General features: G+C 74.1%; 14 protein-coding genes and 1 pseudogene. 12 read left to right on the forward strand and 3 right to left on the reverse strand.

Translation table 11 applies throughout. The annotated features are described in order from the left end of the window. Positions 1-69 precede the first annotated feature (69 nt). Positions 70-840 (forward strand): DUF4232 domain-containing protein, encoded by a 771-nt coding sequence (locus IG54_RS0106430; protein WP_158708834.1) that lies wholly within the window; start codon positions 70-72, stop codon positions 838-840. On the opposite strand, the gene IG54_RS0106435 is transcribed toward IG54_RS0106430, so the two are convergent. Continuing rightward, on the reverse strand, positions 783-1,847 hold the full coding sequence (locus tag IG54_RS0106435; RefSeq protein WP_030778380.1) for a lipoate--protein ligase family protein: 1,065 nt from the start codon (positions 1,845-1,847) through the stop codon (positions 783-785). The two genes, IG54_RS0106430 and IG54_RS0106435, sit on opposite strands and share 58 nt — an antisense overlap. 175 nt (positions 1,848-2,022) lie before the next feature. Here IG54_RS0106435 and IG54_RS0106440 point away from each other — a divergent pair, with 175 nt between their 5' ends. The 8 genes from IG54_RS0106440 (at position 2,023) to IG54_RS0106475 (ending at position 12,103) form a co-directional block, all read left to right on the forward strand. Next, entirely contained in the window at positions 2,023-3,582 is a 1,560-nt protein-coding gene (locus tag IG54_RS0106440) for an SDR family oxidoreductase (RefSeq protein ID WP_030778382.1), read from the forward strand. A gap of 4 nt (positions 3,583-3,586) precedes the next feature. After that, on the forward strand, positions 3,587-4,960 hold the full coding sequence (locus IG54_RS0106445; RefSeq protein WP_030778384.1) for a cryptochrome/photolyase family protein: 1,374 nt from the start codon (positions 3,587-3,589) through the stop codon (positions 4,958-4,960). Between the two features lie 67 nt (positions 4,961-5,027). Then, positions 5,028-6,866, forward strand: coding sequence for a gamma-glutamyltransferase family protein (locus IG54_RS0106450; protein ID WP_030778386.1), 1,839 nt, complete (start codon positions 5,028-5,030; stop codon positions 6,864-6,866). 101 nt (positions 6,867-6,967) lie between these two features. Continuing rightward, positions 6,968-7,795, forward strand: a complete 828-nt coding sequence (locus IG54_RS0106455; RefSeq protein ID WP_030778389.1) for an inositol monophosphatase family protein — start codon at positions 6,968-6,970, stop codon at positions 7,793-7,795. A 183-nt stretch (positions 7,796-7,978) separates the two neighbouring features. Further along, complete coding sequence (locus IG54_RS0106460; protein WP_030778391.1) at positions 7,979-9,388, forward strand: phytoene desaturase family protein; 1,410 nt, start codon at positions 7,979-7,981, stop codon at positions 9,386-9,388. A 27-nt stretch (positions 9,389-9,415) separates the two neighbouring features. Beyond that, complete coding sequence (locus tag IG54_RS0106465; protein ID WP_030778393.1) at positions 9,416-9,943, forward strand: O-acetyl-ADP-ribose deacetylase; 528 nt, start codon at positions 9,416-9,418, stop codon at positions 9,941-9,943. A gap of 78 nt (positions 9,944-10,021) precedes the next feature. Further along, the gene (locus IG54_RS0106470) at positions 10,022-11,497 is read left to right on the forward strand and encodes an AlkA N-terminal domain-containing protein (RefSeq protein ID WP_030778395.1); all 1,476 of its coding nucleotides are present in this window, start codon (positions 10,022-10,024) and stop codon (positions 11,495-11,497) included. A 99-nt stretch (positions 11,498-11,596) separates the two neighbouring features. Beyond that, complete coding sequence (locus IG54_RS0106475; RefSeq protein WP_030778397.1) at positions 11,597-12,103, forward strand: methylated-DNA--[protein]-cysteine S-methyltransferase; 507 nt, start codon at positions 11,597-11,599, stop codon at positions 12,101-12,103. A 64-nt stretch (positions 12,104-12,167) separates the two neighbouring features. On the opposite strand, the gene IG54_RS0106480 is transcribed toward IG54_RS0106475, so the two are convergent. After that, positions 12,168-12,668: an NUDIX domain-containing protein gene (locus IG54_RS0106480; protein ID WP_030778399.1), complete on the reverse strand. Its 501-nt coding sequence runs from the start codon at positions 12,666-12,668 to the stop codon at positions 12,168-12,170. Between the two features lie 162 nt (positions 12,669-12,830). Between IG54_RS0106480 and IG54_RS0106485 the strand changes: the two genes are divergently transcribed. Beyond that, the gene (locus IG54_RS0106485; protein ID WP_078593756.1) at positions 12,831-14,015 is read left to right on the forward strand and encodes a glycerate kinase; all 1,185 of its coding nucleotides are present in this window, start codon (positions 12,831-12,833) and stop codon (positions 14,013-14,015) included. A 107-nt stretch (positions 14,016-14,122) separates the two neighbouring features. Here IG54_RS0106485 and IG54_RS0106495 read toward each other — a convergent pair whose 3' ends face one another. Further along, positions 14,123-15,322: a PucR family transcriptional regulator gene (locus IG54_RS0106495; protein WP_030778403.1), complete on the reverse strand. Its 1,200-nt coding sequence runs from the start codon at positions 15,320-15,322 to the stop codon at positions 14,123-14,125. 355 nt (positions 15,323-15,677) lie between these two features. Here IG54_RS0106495 and IG54_RS0106500 point away from each other — a divergent pair, with 355 nt between their 5' ends. Continuing rightward, a complete protein-coding gene (locus IG54_RS0106500; protein WP_030778405.1) occupies positions 15,678-16,460 on the forward strand; it encodes an ABC transporter ATP-binding protein in 783 nt (260 codons plus the stop codon). Continuing rightward, a pseudogene (locus IG54_RS0106505) lies at positions 16,442-17,224 on the forward strand (ABC transporter ATP-binding protein); the annotation flags it as partial. The gene IG54_RS0106500 and the pseudogene IG54_RS0106505, both read left to right, overlap by 19 nt. Positions 17,225-17,427: the final 203 nt, after the last annotated feature.

Below are 17,427 nucleotides of genomic sequence, written 5' to 3' on the forward strand. Positions count from 1 at the left end.
TGCGGGGCCGTAGCGGGTCCGGTATCGACCGAAATGAGTGGCTGGCTTGGGCCATGACATGATCCCTGAGTGACCGTCATACCGAGGCAAGGACAGGCCCCCGAGGGGAGACCGGGACCCGGGACGGGGTCGGGGGAGCGGCCGCGGCCGCTCAAGCGGGCCGCGGCCCTCTTTGTGGCCGCCCTGCTCATCTCCGGATGCGGACTCTCCGCGGAGCTGGACCGGGAGGCGAACCCGGAGCGCGAGCCGAATCCCGGGGCGTCACAGCCCGAGCCGGCCGACCCGGCTCCGCCCACCGACCTCTCGCTCGGCCCCGACACTCCACCGTCCGCGGCCCCCAGCACACCGTCCTGCCCGAAGTCGGGCGTGAGCATGTCCCCGGGCATGGTGACGGCCGCGATGGGACTGCGCGCGATGTCGGTGACGCTGACCAACTGCGGCAAGGGGGTCCGCGAACTCAACGGCTACCCCGACATCCGCGTCCGCGGCCTCGACCGGCAGCTCTTCGACGTGACGGTGCTCAAGGGGACCGAGCCGGTCACCACCATGGACGACCCGGGCCCGAGCCGCGTCAAGCTGCGGCCGGGGCAGTCCGCGTACACCTCACTGGTGTGGCGGTACTCCGCCGTGGACGCGTCCACCAAAGCGGGCAGCGGCGTCTACGTGGAGATCGGCCCCGCCAAGGGCGCGGCGCGCCAGACCATCGAGCCGGACGGCGGCCTCGACATCGGCGAGACCGGCATGCTCGGCACGACCGCCTGGCAGCGCGGCCCCGACGACGATCAGGGCACCCGGGCCGTCCACTCGGCCGTACCGAACTTGGTGCGTACGAGATCCTGAGCCCGGGCCAGTTCGGCGTCGGTGACCTCGCCCCGGGTGAGGCCGTAGCGGGAGCGGAAGGAGTCGATCATGCGGTCGATGACGGTCTCGCGCGGCAGACCGGTCTGGCGGCGCAACGGGTCCACCCGCTTCTTGGCGCTCCTGGTGCCCTTGTCGGACAGCTTCTCCTTGCCGATGCGGAGCACTTCGAGCATCTTGTCGGCGTCGATGTCGTAGGACATCGTCACGTGGTGCAGGACGGCTCCCGGGCCGCCACCGGGCCCCACCACGCGCTTCTGCGCGGCGCCCGCGATCTTCCCCGCGTCCGTCGCGATGTCGTTGAGCGGCTGGTACCACGCCTTGATGCCCATGTCGGCGAGGGCGGCGAGCACCCAGTCGTCGAGATAGGCGTAGCTGTCCTGGAAGGAGAGCCCTTGCACGAGGGCGTCGGGCACGGAGAGCGAGTACGTGATGGTGTTGCCCGGCTCCACGAACATCGCGCCGCCGCCCGAGATGCGGCGTACGACATCGATCCCGTGCCGGGCCGCCCCTTCCGGATCGACCTCGTTGGCCAGCGACTGGAAGCTGCCGATGATCACTGACGGGGCGCCCCACTCCCACACCCGCAGCGTCGGCGGGCGGCGGCCCGCCGCGACCTCCTGCGTCAGCACCTCGTCCAGGGCCATGTGCAGGGCGGGCGGCTGCGGCCCCTCGTGCACGAGCTGCCAGTCGTAGTCGGTCCAGTCCGTCGCGTGCGCGAGGGCGCGGCGCACGGCGATCCCGATGCCCTCCGACGTCAGGCCGTACATCACGGTGTCCTCGGGGAGCGCGGCGTCGATGCGGGCGGCGAGGCCCGCGGCGTCCGTGTCGGCGGGGGAGCTGTCCAGCGCGCCGTTGATCGCGTCGAGCGCCTCGTCCGGTTCGAGGAAGAAGTCGCCGGCCACGCGCGTGCGCCGCAGCTCGCCGCCCTCGACGTCCAGATCCACCACGACGAGCTTTCCGCCGGGGACCTTGTACTCACCGTGCACCGTGCTTCCTCCAAGCCCGCGGGGCGCGTCGCCCTCGCTCACGATTCCGAATCGTCCCCAACGCTAGCCGAGTGCCGGAATGTCCGGTCGGGCGGAAGATGGGGCAGAGGGAGGGGGCAGACAGATGGGACAGAGGGATGGGGCCGAGAGTGAGGGCGAGCGGGTGGAGGAACCGATGAGCGTGCACGCCGGACAGGGCGCCGAGCCGGGCCCGCGCGTCCTGGTGACCGGGGCGACGGGCTATATCGGCGGCCGCCTCGTCCCCGAACTCCTCGACGCGGGATACCGCGTGCGCTGCCTGGCCCGCACGCCCGAGAAGCTGCGCGACCACCCCTGGGCGCCCCGCGCCGAGGTGGTACGAGGTGACGTCACCGACGCCGACTCGCTGGCCGAAGCGATGCGCGGCATCGACGTGGCGTACTACCTGGTACACGCCCTGGCCACCGGCTCACGCTTCGAGGAGACCGACCGCAAGGCCGCCCAGAACTTCGCGGAACAGGCCCGCGCGGCCGGGGTGCGCCGCATCGTCTACCTCGGCGGCCTCACCCCCTCGGACGTACCGCCCCGAGAACTCTCGCCCCACCTGCGCTCCAGGGCGGAGGTCGGCGAGATCTTCCTGCGCGCCGAGGTCCCGGCCACCGTGCTGCGCGCGGCCGTCATCATCGGCTCCGGCTCCGCCTCCTTCGAGATGCTCCGGTACCTCACCGAACGGCTGCCGGTCATGGTCACGCCCAGCTGGGTCGGCACGCGCGTGCAGCCCATCGCCGTACGCGACGTCCTGCGCTACCTCGTCGGCAGCGCACGCATGCCCTCCGACGTGAACCGCGCCTTCGACATCGGCGGCCCCGACGTCGTCACCTACGAACAGATGATGCGGCGGTACGCGACCGTCGCGTCGCTGCCGCACCGTCTCATCGTGCGCGTCCCCATGCTCAGCCCCGGCCTCTCCAGCCTCTGGATCGGCCTGGTGACCCCGGTGCCCCGCGCCCTGGCCCGGCCCCTCGCGGAGTCACTGCGGCACGAGGTGGTCTGCGACGAGCACGACATCGCGCGGTACGTGCCCGACCCGCCCGGCACCCCGATCTCCTTCGACGACGCGCTGAAGCTCGCGCTGCGGCGGGTGAAGGAGGCGCAGGTCGTCACCCGCTGGTCGTCGGCCGCGCTGCCCGGCGCCCCGAGCGACCCGCTGCCCACCGACCCCGACTGGGCGGGCGGCAGCCTCTACACCGACCGGCGGGAGATCACCGTCGACGCCCCGCCGCAGGACCTCTGGCGGATCATCGAGGGCGTCGGCGGCGAGAACGGCTGGTACTCCTTCCCGCTGGCCTGGGCCGTGCGGGGCTGGCTGGACCGGGCCGTCGGCGGTGTGGGGCTGCGCCGCGGCCGCCGGGACGCCGCACGGCTGCGGGTCGGTGACTCCCTCGACTTCTGGCGGGTCGAGGAGATCCAGCGGGGCCGCCTGCTGCGGCTGCGGGCGGAGATGCGGCTGCCCGGCCTGGCCTGGCTGGAGATGCGCGCCGACCAGGACGCCGAGGGCCGCGCCCGCTACCGGCAGCGGGCGCTCTTCCACCCGCACGGGCTGCTCGGCCACGCCTACTGGTGGAGCGTCTCGCCGTTCCACGCCGTGGTGTTCGGCGGCATGGCCCGCAACATCGCCAAGGCGGCGTCGAGGGAGGCCGCCCTCACCACCGACGGCACCGGCTCCACGCCGCCGGTACCGGCCTCCCAGGAGTAGCGCCATGACTGTCTCGGTCGTCCTGTACACCTCCGACCTGCGCGTGCACGACCATCCGCCGCTGCGCGCCGCGCTCGCCCGCGCGGACGCCGTGGTGCCGCTCTTCGTCCGGGACCCCGCCATCGACGGCACCGGCTTCGCGGGCCCGAACCGCCGGGCGTTCCTCGCCGACTGCCTCACCGACCTCGACCGGCGGCTGCGCGACCGGGGCGGGCGCCTGGTGGTGCGCGCCGGTGACCCCGTCGACGAGGTGCGGGCCGTCATGAAGGAGGCGGACGCCGACGAGGTCCACATGGCGGCCGGCGTCAGCCGGTACGCGCAGGGCCGCGAGCGGCGGCTGCGCGAGGCGCTGGCGGCGGACGGCCACCGGCTGCACGTCCACGACGCCGTGATCACCGCGCTCCCGCCCGGCGCCGTCACCCCCACCAACTCCGACCACTTCGCCGTCTTCACCCCCTACCTCCGCCGCTGGTCCGCCCAGGGCGTACGGGCGGTCCTCGGCGCCCCGCGCACCGTGCGCGTCCCCGACCACGTCCGCTCCCAGCCCCTCCCCGCCCGCGACGACATCACCGGCACCTCGCCGGGGCTGGCGCGCGGCGGGGAGAGCGAGGGCAGGAAGCGCTGGAAGGCGTGGCTGCGCGACGGCATCGACCGGTACGGCGAGCGCCACGACGACCTCGCGGGCGACGCCACCTCCAAGCTCTCGCCGCATCTGCACTTCGGCACCCTGTCCTGCGCCGAACTCGTCCACCACGCCCGCGCGCGGGCGACCCCGGGCGCCGAGGACTTCGTCAGACAGCTGTGCTGGCGCGACTTCCACCACCAGGTGCTCGCCGCCAGACCGCGGACGGCGTCCGCCGACTACCGCACGCGCGGCGACCGCTGGCGCTCGCAGGAGTCGGCGGCGCAGGACATCCTGGCGTGGCAAGAAGGCCGTACGGGATACCCGATCATCGACGCCTCCATGCGGCAGCTGCTGCACGAGGGCTGGATGCACAACCGGGGCAGGCTGCTGACCGCGAGCTTCCTGACCAAAACCCTGTACGTCGACTGGCGGGTGGGCGCCCGCCACTTCCAACGGCTGCTGGTCGACGGGGACATCGCCAACAACCAGCTCAACTGGCAGTGGATGGCGGGCACCGGCACGGACAGCCGGCCCAACCGGGTCCTCAACCCCGTCCTCCAGGCCAAGCGCTACGACCCCGACGGGGCCTACGTACGTCGTTGGGTGCCCGAACTCGCCGGGCTGCCCGGCGCCGCGGTCCACGAGCCGTGGAAGCTGCCGGGCAGGGAGAGGGAGCGCTACGACTACCCCGAGCCGCTCCTCGAACTCGCCGACGGGCTGGGCCGGTTCAAGCGGGCCAGGGGCATCGACTGACCCGCCGAAGGATGTCCGTCACTCGAACACGGCCTCCATCCGCCGGACAGGCCCTAGCCTGCTGAGCATGTTCACGACGCGCCCCACACTCCAGGGCACCTTCGGCATGGTGTCGTCCACCCACTGGCTCGCCTCCCAGTCCGCGATGGCCGTGCTGGAGGACGGAGGCAACGCCTTCGACGCCGCGGTCGCCGCGGGTTTCGTCCTGCACGTCGTCGAGCCCCACCTCAACGGGCCCGCGGGCGAGGTCCCGATCATCCTCGCGCCCGCGGGCGGTGACGTGCGCGTGCTCTGCGGCCAGGGGCCCGCGCCCGCCGCGGCCACCGTGGCCCACTACCGTTCCCTCGGGCTTGAGTTGGTGCCCGGCACCGGGCCGCTCGCCGCGGCCGTGCCCGGCGCCTTCGACGCGTGGATGGTGCTGCTGCGGGACCACGGCACGAAATCCCTCGCCGACGTCCTCGCGTACGCCATCGGGTACGCCGAGGACGGCCACGCGCCCGTCGAAGGCGTCGGAGCAGTCGTCGCGACGGTACGGCAGCTCTTCGAGGAGGAGTGGCCCTCGTCCGCGGAGATCTATCTCCGCGCGGGCCCCGACGGCGGTGAACCGCCCCGCACCGGCCAGCTGTTCCGCAATCCGGCACTCGCCGCGACATGGCGGCGGCTCCTGGCGGAGGCCGAGGCGCCCGGCAGGTCACGCACCGACGTCATCGACGCCGCGCGCGAAGTGTGGCGCGGCGGGTTCATCGCCGAGGCGCTCGTGCGGCAGGCCGGGCGGCCCACCATGGACACGAGCGGTGAGCGGCACGCGGGGACGCTCTCGGCAGAAGACCTGCGGGGCTGGTCCGCGCGGTACGAGGACCCGGTCACGTACGACTGGAACGGCTGGACCCTGTGCAAGGCCGGGCCCTGGAGCCAGGGCCCCGCCTTCCTCCAGCAGCTCGCGCTGCTGCCCCAGGACTCCACGGAGCTTCCCGCGTACGGGTCGGAGGACTACGTCCACCTCCTGATCGAGGGCTGCAAGCTCGCCATGGCGGACCGGGAGGCCTGGTACGGCGACGCCGGGGAGGGCGGCGCCGGGTCGGTGCCGGTCCGTGAGCTGCTCTCCGAGGAGTACAACGCGCGACGGCGGAAGCTGATCGGGGACGACGCCTCGTACGAGCTGCGGCCCGGCTCGCCCGGCGGGCGGGAGCCCCGGCTCTCCTCGCACGCGCTCGCGGTGTCCTCGGTCTCGGGGGACGGCGGTGCGGTCGCGGTCGCGGCCGCGGGGGGCGGCGAGCCGACCGTGGCCGCGGACGGCGCGACGCGCGGGGACACCTGTCACGTCGACGTCGTCGACCGCTGGGGGAACATGCTTTCTGCCACACCCAGCGGCGGCTGGCTCCAGTCCAACCCCGTCGTGCCGGAACTCGGCTTCCCCTTGGGTACGCGGCTTCAGATGGCGTGGCTGGAGGAGGGGCTGCCGAACTCGCTCACGCCGGGCAGGCGGCCCCGGACCACGCTGACGCCGTCGCTGGCGCTGAGGGACGGGGTCCCGGTCATGGCCTTCGGGTCGCCCGGGGGCGATCAGCAGGACCAGTGGCAGACGCACTTCTTCCTGGGGGTGGCGCTGCGGCCCCCGGCCCAGGGCGGCCTCGACCTGCAAGGCGCGATCGACGCGCCCAGCTGGCACACGGACAGCTTTCCCGCTTCCTTCCACCCCCGGGCCATGCGGCCCGGGAGCGTGACGGTGGAGTCCCGGATGGCCCCGGAGGTGGTGGCCGGGTTGCGGCGGCGGGGGCACGAGGTGCTGGTGGGGGGCGCGTGGACGGAGGGCCGGCTGTGCGCGGTGGCGCGGGACCCGCAGAGCGGGGTGCTGTCGGCGGCGGCCAATCCCCGGGGGATGCAGGGGTACGCGGTCGGCCGCTGAGTCCGCGGGGGCGGCTGGGCCGAACCCGGTATTCACGTAGTCACAAGCAACCGTTCACCCGAGGCGTACGGGATGTCAGCGGGGCGTGCTCTCATGGACGCATGATCGAAGAGTTTCTGACGCAGGGCGTACGCGACGTGGAGGAGGCCCTCCGGAAGGCGGCGGCGGCCGAGGTGACCCCCCGGTTCCGCCAGCTCGCCGAGGGCGACGTGGTGGAGAAGAGCGGCCCGCACGACATGGTGACCGTGGCCGACCGCCGCGCCGAGGAGCTGCTGACGGCGGACCTGGCCGCCCTGCTGCCGGGCTCCGTCGTCGTGGGCGAGGAAGCGGTGCACGCCGACCCGTCGACGTACGAGGCGATACGCGGCGATGCTCCCGTGTGGATAGTCGACCCCGTGGACGGGACGCGGCAGTTCGTGCAGGGCGACCCCGGCTTCTGCATGCTCGTCGCCCTCGCGGTGGGCGGAGAGGTGCTGGCGTCCTGGACGTACGCCCCGGCGCTGGACCAGCTCGCCGTGGCCGTACGCGGCAAGGGTGCCTGGCTGGACGGGCAGCCCTTGGTGTCGGGCGCGCCCGAGGCCGGGCAGGACCTCGAAGTCGCCACCTCCCACCCGGACTTCACCACGGAGGAGCAGAAGCGGGCGCTGCTCGGCCTGCGGGCGGACGGCGTGCGGCCCCGGCCGTGCGGTTCGGCGGGCCTTGAGTATCTCGCCGTGGCGAAGGGGGAGTTGGACGCCGTCGCCTTCTCGTGGGAGCTGGCCTGGGACCACGCCGCGGGGCTGCTGCTCGTCGCCGAGGCCGGGGGCGCCTCCATGACGCTGACGGGCGAGCCGTTCCGCATCGGCGGGGGGAACGCGCTGCCGTTCACCGCGGCGCGCGACGCGGCGACGGCCCGGCGCGTGGTGGGCCTTCTCGCGAGCGGGGCCTGAGAGACGGCTTGAGCAGTCGGCCCGAGCAGTCGGCCCGAGCAGTCGGCTTGAGCGGTCGGCCCGAGCGGCCGCGTCCGGGCCGGCACCGCCGCGGGGCCACCGCGGCGACCGAGGTGTCAGAGCCCCGGCCTATCCTGTGCGGCAGAGGCCATCGGCTGACGAAGGAGTCCGAAGGTGCCGTCGATGCTTGATGCCGTCATCGTGGGGGCGGGGCCGAACGGCCTGACCGCCGCCGTCGAGCTGGCCCGCCGCGGCTTCTCCGTGGCCGTGTTCGAGGCCAAGAGCACCGTGGGGGGCGGGGCCCGCACCGAGGAGCTGACACTCCCCGGCTTCCGGCACGACCCCTGCTCCGCCGCCCATCCGCTGGGCATCAACTCCCCGGCATTCCGCGCCATGCCCCTGGAGCGGTACGGCCTCGAGTGGCTGCACGCCCCGCTGCCCATGGCGCACCCCTTCCCGGACGGCAGCGCCGCCGTGCTCTCCCGCTCCGTCGCCGAGACGGCGGCCTCCTTCGGGCCGCGCGACGCCGGGACCTACCGGCGCCTGGTAGAGCCCTTCCTCCCCAAGTGGGACGTCCTGCTGCGGGACTTCATGTCCCTGCCGATGAGTTCGCTGCCGCGCGACCCCATCACCCTCGCCCGCTTCGGCCTCGCCGGGCTGCCCCCGTCGACGTGGCTGATGCGGCGCTTCCGCGAGGACCGGGCCCGCGCGCTGTTCGCCGGGCTCGTCGCGCACGTCATCGCGCCGCTCGACGGCATCGTCACCGGCGGCGTCGGCATGGTCTTCGCCCTGGCCGCCCACGCCCGCGGCTGGCCGCTCGCGCGCGGCGGCTCGCAGTCCATCTCCGACGCGCTCACCGCGTATCTGAAGGACCTCGGCGGCTCCGTCCACACGGACTACGAGGTCAAGCGCCTCGACGACCTGCCCCCCGCCCGCGCCTACGTCTTCGACACCTCGCCGACCGCGCTCGCCCGCATCGCCGGACTCGGCGACGCCTACGCCCGCTATCGGTACGGGGCCAGCGCCTTCAAGATCGATTACGCACTCGACGGCCCCGTCCCCTGGACCGCCGAGGAGCCCCGGTCGGCCGGGACCGTGCAGATCGGCGCGAGCAGCGAGGAGATCGGCGCCGCGCTGCGCGCCGCCTCGCGCGAGGGGCGCGCGCCCGACGCGCCGTTCCTGATCACCGTGCAGCCCAGCGTCGCCGACCCCTCCCGCGCCCCCGAGGGCAAGCACGTCTTCTGGGCCTACGGCCACGTCCCGAACGGCTGGGACGGCGACCTGACCGACGCCATCGAGCGGCAGCTGGAGCGCTTCGCACCCGGCTTCCGCGACCGCGTCCTCGCCCGCGCCACGGCAGGCCCGCCCCAACTCGCCGAGCGCAACGCCAACTACGTGGGCGGCGACATCGCCTGCGGCGCCGCGAGCGGACTGCAACTGCTCCTGCGCCCCAAGCTCTCCCTCTTCCCGTACGGGACGAAGCACCCGGCGGTCTTCATCTGCTCGTCCGCCACACCCCCGGGCCCCGGCGTCCACGGCATGTCCGGGCACAACGCCGCCAAGGCCGTGTGGAAGAGGCTCCGCGATGCGTGAGACCCGGCGTCCCGTGAGGATGATCCCGTGACCGTGTCCATCACGCTCGTCCAGGACGACATCACGCGCCAGCGCGTCGACGCCCTCGTCAACGCCGCCAACTCCTCGCTCCTCGGCGGCGGCGGCGTCGACGGCGCCATCCACCGGCGCGGCGGCCCCGAGATCCTCGCCGACTGCCGCCGCCTGCGCGCCTCCCTTCCCAAGGGGCTGCCCACCGGCCGGGCCGTGGCCACCGTCGCCGGAAAGCTCGACGCCCGGCATGTGATCCACACCGTGGGCCCCGTCTGGTCCGCCACGGAGGACCGCTCCGAGCTGCTCGCCTCCTGCCACCGCGAGGCGCTGCGGGTCGCCGCCGAGCTGGGCGCGCGCACCGTCGCCTTCCCCGCGATCTCCACGGGGGTCTACCGCTGGCCGCTCGACGACGCCGCCCGCGTCGCCGTGCGCACCGTGCGGGAGGCCGCCGACCCCGCGCTCTTCGACGAGGTGCGGTTCGTGCTCTTCGACCAGGCGGCCTACGACGCGTTCGCCAAGGCGCTGGCCGCCGCGGATGGCTAGCGCGGCGGTCCTGGCAGCGCGAGGTTGATGTCGGATTCTCGCCAGTCATGGCCGGGGGAGTCCGCGATGCTTGAGCACATGCACACCGACACCGAACGCTGTGTACGCGCGGTTCAGTCGAAGGACGCCCGCTTCGACGGCTGGTTCTTCACGGCCGTCGTCACCACCCGCATCTACTGCCGCCCCAGCTGCCCGGTCGTGCCGCCCAAGGCCGAGAACATGACCTTCTACCCGAGCGCCGCCGCCTGCCAGCAGGCCGGCTTCCGGGCCTGCAAGCGGTGCCGTCCGGACAGCAGCCCCGGCTCGCCCGAGTGGAACCAGCGGGCCGACCTCGTCGCCCGCGCCATGCGCCTGATCGCCGACGGCGTCGTCGACCGCGAAGGCGTCCCCGGCCTCGCCGCCCGCCTCGGCTACAGCGCCCGCCAGGTGGAGCGCCAGCTCCGCACCGAACTGGGCGCGGGCCCCCTCGCGCTCGCCCGCGCCCAGCGCGCCCAGACCGCGCGGCTGCTCATCGAGACGACCGCGCTGCCCATGGCGGAGATCGCCTTCGCCGCCGGGTTCTCCTCCCTCCGCACCTTCAACGAAACCGTGCGCGAGGTCTTCGCCGTCGCCCCCGGGGAGCTGCGCGCCCGCGCGCTCAAACCGGCCGGGGCGGCGCCCGCCACGCCCGGCGTGCTCTCGCTGCGGCTGCCGTTCCGCGCCCCGCTCAACCCCGACAACCTCTTCGGGCACCTCATCGCGACCGGCGTACCGGGCGTCGAGGAGTGGCGCGACGGGGCGTACCGCCGCACCCTGAACCTCCCCTACGGGCACGGCGTCGTCGCCCTCACCCCGCACCCCGACCACATCGGCTGCCGCCTGAGCCTCACCGACCCGCGCGATCTGACCATCGCCATCAGCCGCTGCCGCCGCATGCTCGACCTGGACGCCGATCCGGCCGCCGTCGACGGCCGGCTCAGGAGCGACCCGCTGCTCGCGCCGCTCGTCGACAAGGCCCCGGGGCGGCGGGTGCCGCGCACGGTCGACGAGGCCGAGTTCGCCGTACGCGCCGTCCTCGGGCAGCAGGTCTCCACGGCCGCCGCCCGCACCCACGCCGCACGCCTGGTGACCGCGCACGGCGAGCGCGTCGAGGACCCCGAGGGCGGCCTCACCCACCTCTTCCCCGCCCCCGAGGCCCTCGCCGCGCTCGACCCGGAGTCGCTGGCCCTGCCCCGCAGCCGCCGCACCACGCTGACCACGCTCGTACGCCACCTCGCCGACGGCAGCCTCGGGCTCGGCGCGGAGAGCGGCTGGGACGAGGCCCGGGCCCGCCTCACCGAGCTGCCCGGATTCGGGCCCTGGACGGTCGAGATCATCGCCATGCGGGCGCTCGGCGACCCCGACGCCTTCCTCCCCTCCGACCTCGGCATCCGGCGTGCCGCGAAGGAGCTTGGCCTGCCGCACACCCCGGCCGCGCTCACCGCGCGCGCCGCCGACTGGCGGCCCTGGCGGGCGTACGCGGTGCAGTACCTGTGGGCCACCGACGCCCACCCCATCAACGTCATTCCCGCGTAGCCGTCGGCCCCGCGTCAGCACCACGTCAGCGCCGTGCCAGCACTTCGTCAGCCCCGTGAGGGAACCTCATCCCCGTACCAGGGACGGAAACGGACATCCATGCAACGCCTGCACACCCTCATCGACAGCCCCTACGGGCCGCTCACCCTCGTCGCCACCGACGGCGTCCTCAGCGGTCTCTACATGACCGACCAGCGGCACCGGCCGGCGGAGGAGACCTTCGGCGACCGTGACCCGGCGCCCTTCGGCGAGGTGAGCAGCCAACTGGCGGCCTACTTCGCGGGGGAGCTGAAGGAGTTCGACCTGCCGCTGCGGCTCGACGGCACGCCGTTCCAGCGCACGGTCTGGGACGCGCTGCGGAGGATCCCCTACGGCGAGACCCGTACGTACGGCGAACTCGCGGAGATCCTCGGCAAGCCCGGCGCCTCCCGCGCGGTCGGCCTCGCCAACGGCAAGAACCCGATCGGTGTCATCGTCCCCTGCCATCGCGTCGTCGGCGCCAACGGCAGCCTGACGGGGTACGGCGGCGGCCTCGAGCGCAAACAGCGGCTGCTGGCCTTCGAGGGCGGGGCCACGGGCGGCGGAGAAAGCGCGTACCTCTTCTGACCCGCGGGCTCACGCGGAGCTGACCCGCGGGCTCGCGCGGATCCTCATCCTTGCGGGCGCCGGGTCAGGCGACCCGGTGCCCGTTCTCCAGCTCGGCGGTCCCCTCGCCGCGCGCCAGCACGTCGAGCGCGGCCGAGACCCGGCGGCCCAGCGCCCCCGGCAGCAGCTCCGCCAGCTCCTCCCGGGCCGCCAGGCGCCAGGAGAGCAACTCCTCCTCCTGCAACCTGATCGACTTCAGCTGCTCGTCGTCCAGCACCCCGCCGTCGTACAGATATGCCACCAGCGGCGGCCGCGTCCCCTCGGCCCCCGGCGGCACCCAATCCACCGCGAGGAGCGGCCCGAGCGTGAGGTCGAGGCCGATCTCCTCGACCGTCTCCCTGCGCGCCCCCTGGCGCGGTGTCTCCCCGTCGTCCGACTCCACGGTCCCGCCGGGCAGCGCCCAGCCCTCGCGGTAGTTGGGCTCCACGAGAAGGACGCGGCCCTCCGCGTCCCGGAAGAGGGCCGCGGCCCCGACGATCACGCGAGGGAGGCCCGCGATGTATGCGGCGAAGTCCTGAGTGGTCATCGGGGAAGGGTAACGCCGGACCGAGCCGTCGGGTCGGGGTCCGGCCGCCCGGGGCGCCGGCTGATCGATCATTCCCCTGGGCAGGGAGCCCTATCTGCGGTTATGGTCGCAGCGGCGCGACTGCCTTGACACGAGCAAGGCCGGAAGCAAGGGGAATGCAAGGTGGCGGACGCTGCAAGGACGGCGGGACGCGAGCAGCAGGAGCGGCGCGAGCAGGCGCGGCACGTGCTCATCGCCGCGGACAAGTTCAAGGGCTCGCTCACGGCCGTGCAGGTCGCCGAGCGGGTGACGGCCGGGCTCCACCGCGCGGCCCCCGAGGTGACGGTCGAGGCCCTGCCGGTCGCCGACGGCGGTGACGGCACGGTCGCCGCGGCCGTCGCGGGCGGCTTCGAGCGTCGGGACGTCACCGTCACGGGACCGCTCGGCGACGAGGTGACGGCCGCGTACGCCCTCAAGGACGGCACGGCCGTGGTGGAGATGGCCGAGGCCTCGGGCCTCCAGCTGCTCCCCGAGGGCGTCTTCGCGCCGCTCACCTCCACGACGTACGGCTCCGGAGAGCTGATCCGCGCCGCGCTCGACGCGGGCGCCCGCACCATCGTCTTCGGCGTCGGCGGCAGCGCCACGACCGACGGCGGCGCCGGCATGCTGGCCGCGCTCGGCGCGCGCTTCCTGGACGCGGACGGCGAGCCGGTCGGGCCGGGCGGCGGGCCGCTCAAGGAGCTGGCCACCGCCGATCTGTCGGGCCTCGACCCGCGTCTGAAGGACGTGGAGATCGTCCTCGCCAGCGACGTCGACAACCCGCTGACCGGGCCGAAGGGCGCGCCCGCGGTGTACGGCCCGCAGAAGGGGGCCTCCCCGGAGGACGTCGCCGAGCTGGACGCGGCGCTCGCCCACTTCGCCGCGGTCCTGGAGAAGTCCATCGGCCCCAAGGCCGCCGAGTACGCGCAGTCCCCGGGCGCGGGCGCCGCGGGCGGCATCGGTTACGGCGCGCTCGTCGGGCTCGGGGCGAGCTTCAGGCCGGGCATCGAGGTCATGCTGGACGTCCTCGGCTTCGCGCCCGCGCTGGAGCGGGCCACGCTCGTGATCACCGGCGAGGGCTCGCTGGACGAGCAGACCCTGCACGGCAAGGCGCCGGCCGGGGTGGCCTCGGCGGCCCGTGCCGCGGGCGTCGACGTCGTCGCGGTCTGCGGCCGCCTCGCGCTGCCCCCGGAGGCCCTCGGCAAGGCCGGGATCCGGCGGGCGTATGCGCTGACCGACATCGAGCCGGATGTGGCTCGGTGCATTGCTGAGGCGGGGCCGATTCTGGAGGAGCTGGCGGAGAATCTCGGGCGGGATTATCTGGCCTGAGGCCTCTGGGCGGGGGGCCGTCCAGTCTGCCTGGCTGGGGCTTCTCCCGGGTGCGGGGCTGTTTTTGGTTGCTCGCGCAGTTCCCCGCGCCCCTTGCGGGGCGCCCCCTACCCCGGCGACAGTCGGTGCGCCTCTACCGCCAGGGCTACCTCCACCAGGTCCCTCGGTCTCGCCAAGGACCGCGAGGTCAGTTGTTCCAGGCGGCGCAGGCGGTTGAAGACCGTGTTGCGGTGGCAGTAGAGGCGCCCCGCCGCCCGGCCCGCCGAGCCCTCGCAGGCCAGCCACGCGTCCAGGGTCTCCAGGAGGACCGCGCGGTCCGCCGGTTCCAGCGTGAGCACCTCGCCGAGGACGTCCGCCACCAGGCGGGCCGCCAGCTCCGGCTGGCTCACCACGAGCGCGGTCGGCATCCGCTGGTCGAGGCGTACGATGCCGGTCGCGTCCGGCGGGCAGGTGCGCAGCGCCAGTTCCGCCAGCCGCCGGGCGTGGCCGAGGTCCGCGAGACCCGCCACCACGGGGCTGATGCCGCCGGGGCCCGGGCACCGCCCGTCGAGCAGCCGCGCCAGGCCGTCGAGCCCCTCGTCCGCCCCCAGCGCGACCACGCCGACCTCGCAGTCCGTCCGCATCCGCCAGACGAAACGGAACCCCGGACGCTGGATCTGCCGGTGGAACGCCTCACGCCCGTCACGGCGTTCCACGCGCAGCACCACCACCGCGTACGGGCCGTGCTCGGGCAGATCGAGCCCGGCCGCCGCGCGCGCCGCGAGGCCCGGCGCGGTCTGTCCCTCCAGGAGGGCGTCCAGGAGCGCCTGCAACTGCTCGTCCGTGCGCCGGCGCAGCTCCAGCTCCGTCGCCCGGTACGCGTCGGACGCCACCGCCGCCTGCGCGTCGACCGCCGACCACACCATCGTCGCCGAACGCATCAGAACCGCCAGCTTCTCCGGGTCCTTGCCCGCCACGCCCTCCAACAGCGAGTCCCAGACCAGATAGCCCGCGTTGCGGTACGAGTGCACCACCAGGTCCAGCGGCAGCCCCTGCTGGGCCCGGCGCCTGCCCGCCTCCTCCGCGTACTCCAGGTCGCGGCGCGGCGAGGCCCGCGGCGCCGAGATCGCCTCGATGCCGATCCGCATGGCCTCCTCGGCCTCGTGCCAGTGCACGTCGTACGGCAGGACGTGCCCGAACACCGGGGAGTGCTCGGCGAGTTGCCGCAGATGCTCGTCGACCAGCTCGGGCAGCCGGGGCAGCAGGGCCGTGCACGCCTCCTTGAGAAGTCTCCAGTCGTGCCCGGTCCGCGGCCTGCGGCCGTTCATGGGCCCGGTCATGGATCCCCCCGTCGCCGCGCTCCAGGACGTCGTTGGTGCGGAGGATGCCATGGGGTGAGCCCCTCCCGCAGGCCCCTGACACGCGGTGTTGTGCGCATGCACAACGCCGGGGCGCCGCCGCTGGTCTCCCGCAGCGTTTCCCCCACTGCCCGTGGACGGGCCGCTCCCGCGGTGCTGGGGTGAGCGCCACGCGACGGCGGACGAGCCGTGCGGGACTGGGGGTCGGTACGTGGTCGGTTCCAATGTGGAGGACTTCGGCACGGGTGGCCCGAAGGGTGACGGCACGGCCGCGGCACGCGGTGCCGGACCCGCCGTACGCGGCGCCGGTCTCGTCGTACGCGACGTGTCCGTCGGCTACGGCCCCGTGCGCGCCCTGCGCCGGGTCTCGCTCGATGTGCCGGACGGCGCCGTCGTCGCCGTGCTCGGTGGCAACGGCGCCGGCAAGTCGACGCTGCTGCGCGCCATCTCGCGCACCCTCTCCTTTCAGGGCGGGGCGCTCACCTCGGGTGGCATCCACTTCGAGGGCACCCGCGTCGACGGCCTCGTCCCGGACCGCGTGGTGGCCGCCGGGATATCTCAAGTGCCCGAGGGGAGAAGGGTGTTCGCCCGCATGACCGTCGCCGACAATCTTCGCGCCGGGGCGCTCGGCTCCACCGGGACGCGCGCCGCCAAGGCCGACGCCCTGCGCCGCGTCCACGAACTCTTCCCGGTGCTCGCCGAGCGGGGCACCCAGCGCGCCGGACTGCTCTCCGGCGGAGAACAGCAGATGCTCGCGGTGGGCAGGGCGCTCATGGCCTCGCCGCGGCTGCTCCTCCTCGACGAACCGTCCCTCGGCCTCGCCCCGCTGATGGCCGCGCGCATCGCCGACACCATCCGGGAGATCAACGCCCAGGGCACCTCGGTCCTGCTCGTCGAGCAGAACGCCGCCCTCGCGCTGCGGCTCGCCTCACGGGCGTACGTCCTGGACGTCGGCGAGGTCGCGCTGTCCGGCCCGGCGGACGAGCTGGCCGCGTCCGACGAGGTGCGCCGCCGCTACCTCGGCGTCGTCGACGAGGACGCCGAGGCCGACGCCACCCGGGGCCTCGGCGCGCTGCCGACGCTGCCGCGCTGGGAGGCCGGACGGTGACCGGAGCGACCGTACCGCCTCTGGAGGTGCGTCAGTTGACCGTACGGTTCGCCGGGCTCACCGCGCTGGACTCCGTCAGCTTCACTGTCCGCCCCGGCACCGTGCACGCCGTCATCGGGCCCAACGGGGCGGGCAAGTCCACCTGCTTCAACGTCCTGTCCGGCGTCTACCGCGCCACCAGTGGGAGCGTCCGCTTCGGAGAGCACGAACTCACCGGCATGCGCCCGCACCGGATCGCCGGCCTCGGTGTCGCCCGCATCTTCCAGAACCTCGCGCTCCCGCCGCGCGCCACGGTCGCCGACAGCCTGCTGCTCGGCCGCCACCGCCTGACCCGCACCGGCTTCCTGGCCGCGGGTCTGCGGCTTCCCTCGGCGGCGCACGAGGAGCGGCTGCACCGCGAACGGGTCCGCGAGATCGCCGCGTTCGTAGGCCTGGAGCACCAACTCGACCTGCCCGCAGGCTCCTTGCCTTACGGCCAGCAAAAACTCGCCGAGCTGGCCCGCGCCTTGTGCATGGAGCCGCGCCTGCTGCTCCTCGACGAGCCGGTCGCGGGCATGACGGCCGACGAGCGCCGCCGCACCGCCGCCGTCATCGCGGGCGTCCGCGACAGCCTCGGCATCTCGATCGTCCTGGTGGAACACGACATGGGGGTGGTGATGCGGCTCGCGGACGCGGTGACCGTACTCGACTTCGGCCGCCGCATCGCCGACGGCACCCCCGCGGACGTACAGAACGACCCCGCGGTCATACGCGCCTACTTGGGCGAGGGCGACCGCTCGGACAAGGACGACCCGGGCGGCGGGGCCGAACGCCCCGGGAGCGCAAGCGAGCGCCTGGCCCGCGCGGCCCGCCCGGGCCAGGAAACCGACGGCCTCCAAGGCCCCGGCGGTACCGGCCACCCCAGCGGCACTACGGCCGACCCCCCGACCGCCGAAAGCGACCACGCCGCCAAGGGCGACGGCACCGG

The organism is Streptomyces sp. NRRL S-920, from assembly GCF_000717945.1.
GTDB lineage: Bacteria > Actinomycetota > Actinomycetes > Streptomycetales > Streptomycetaceae > Streptomyces > Streptomyces alboniger.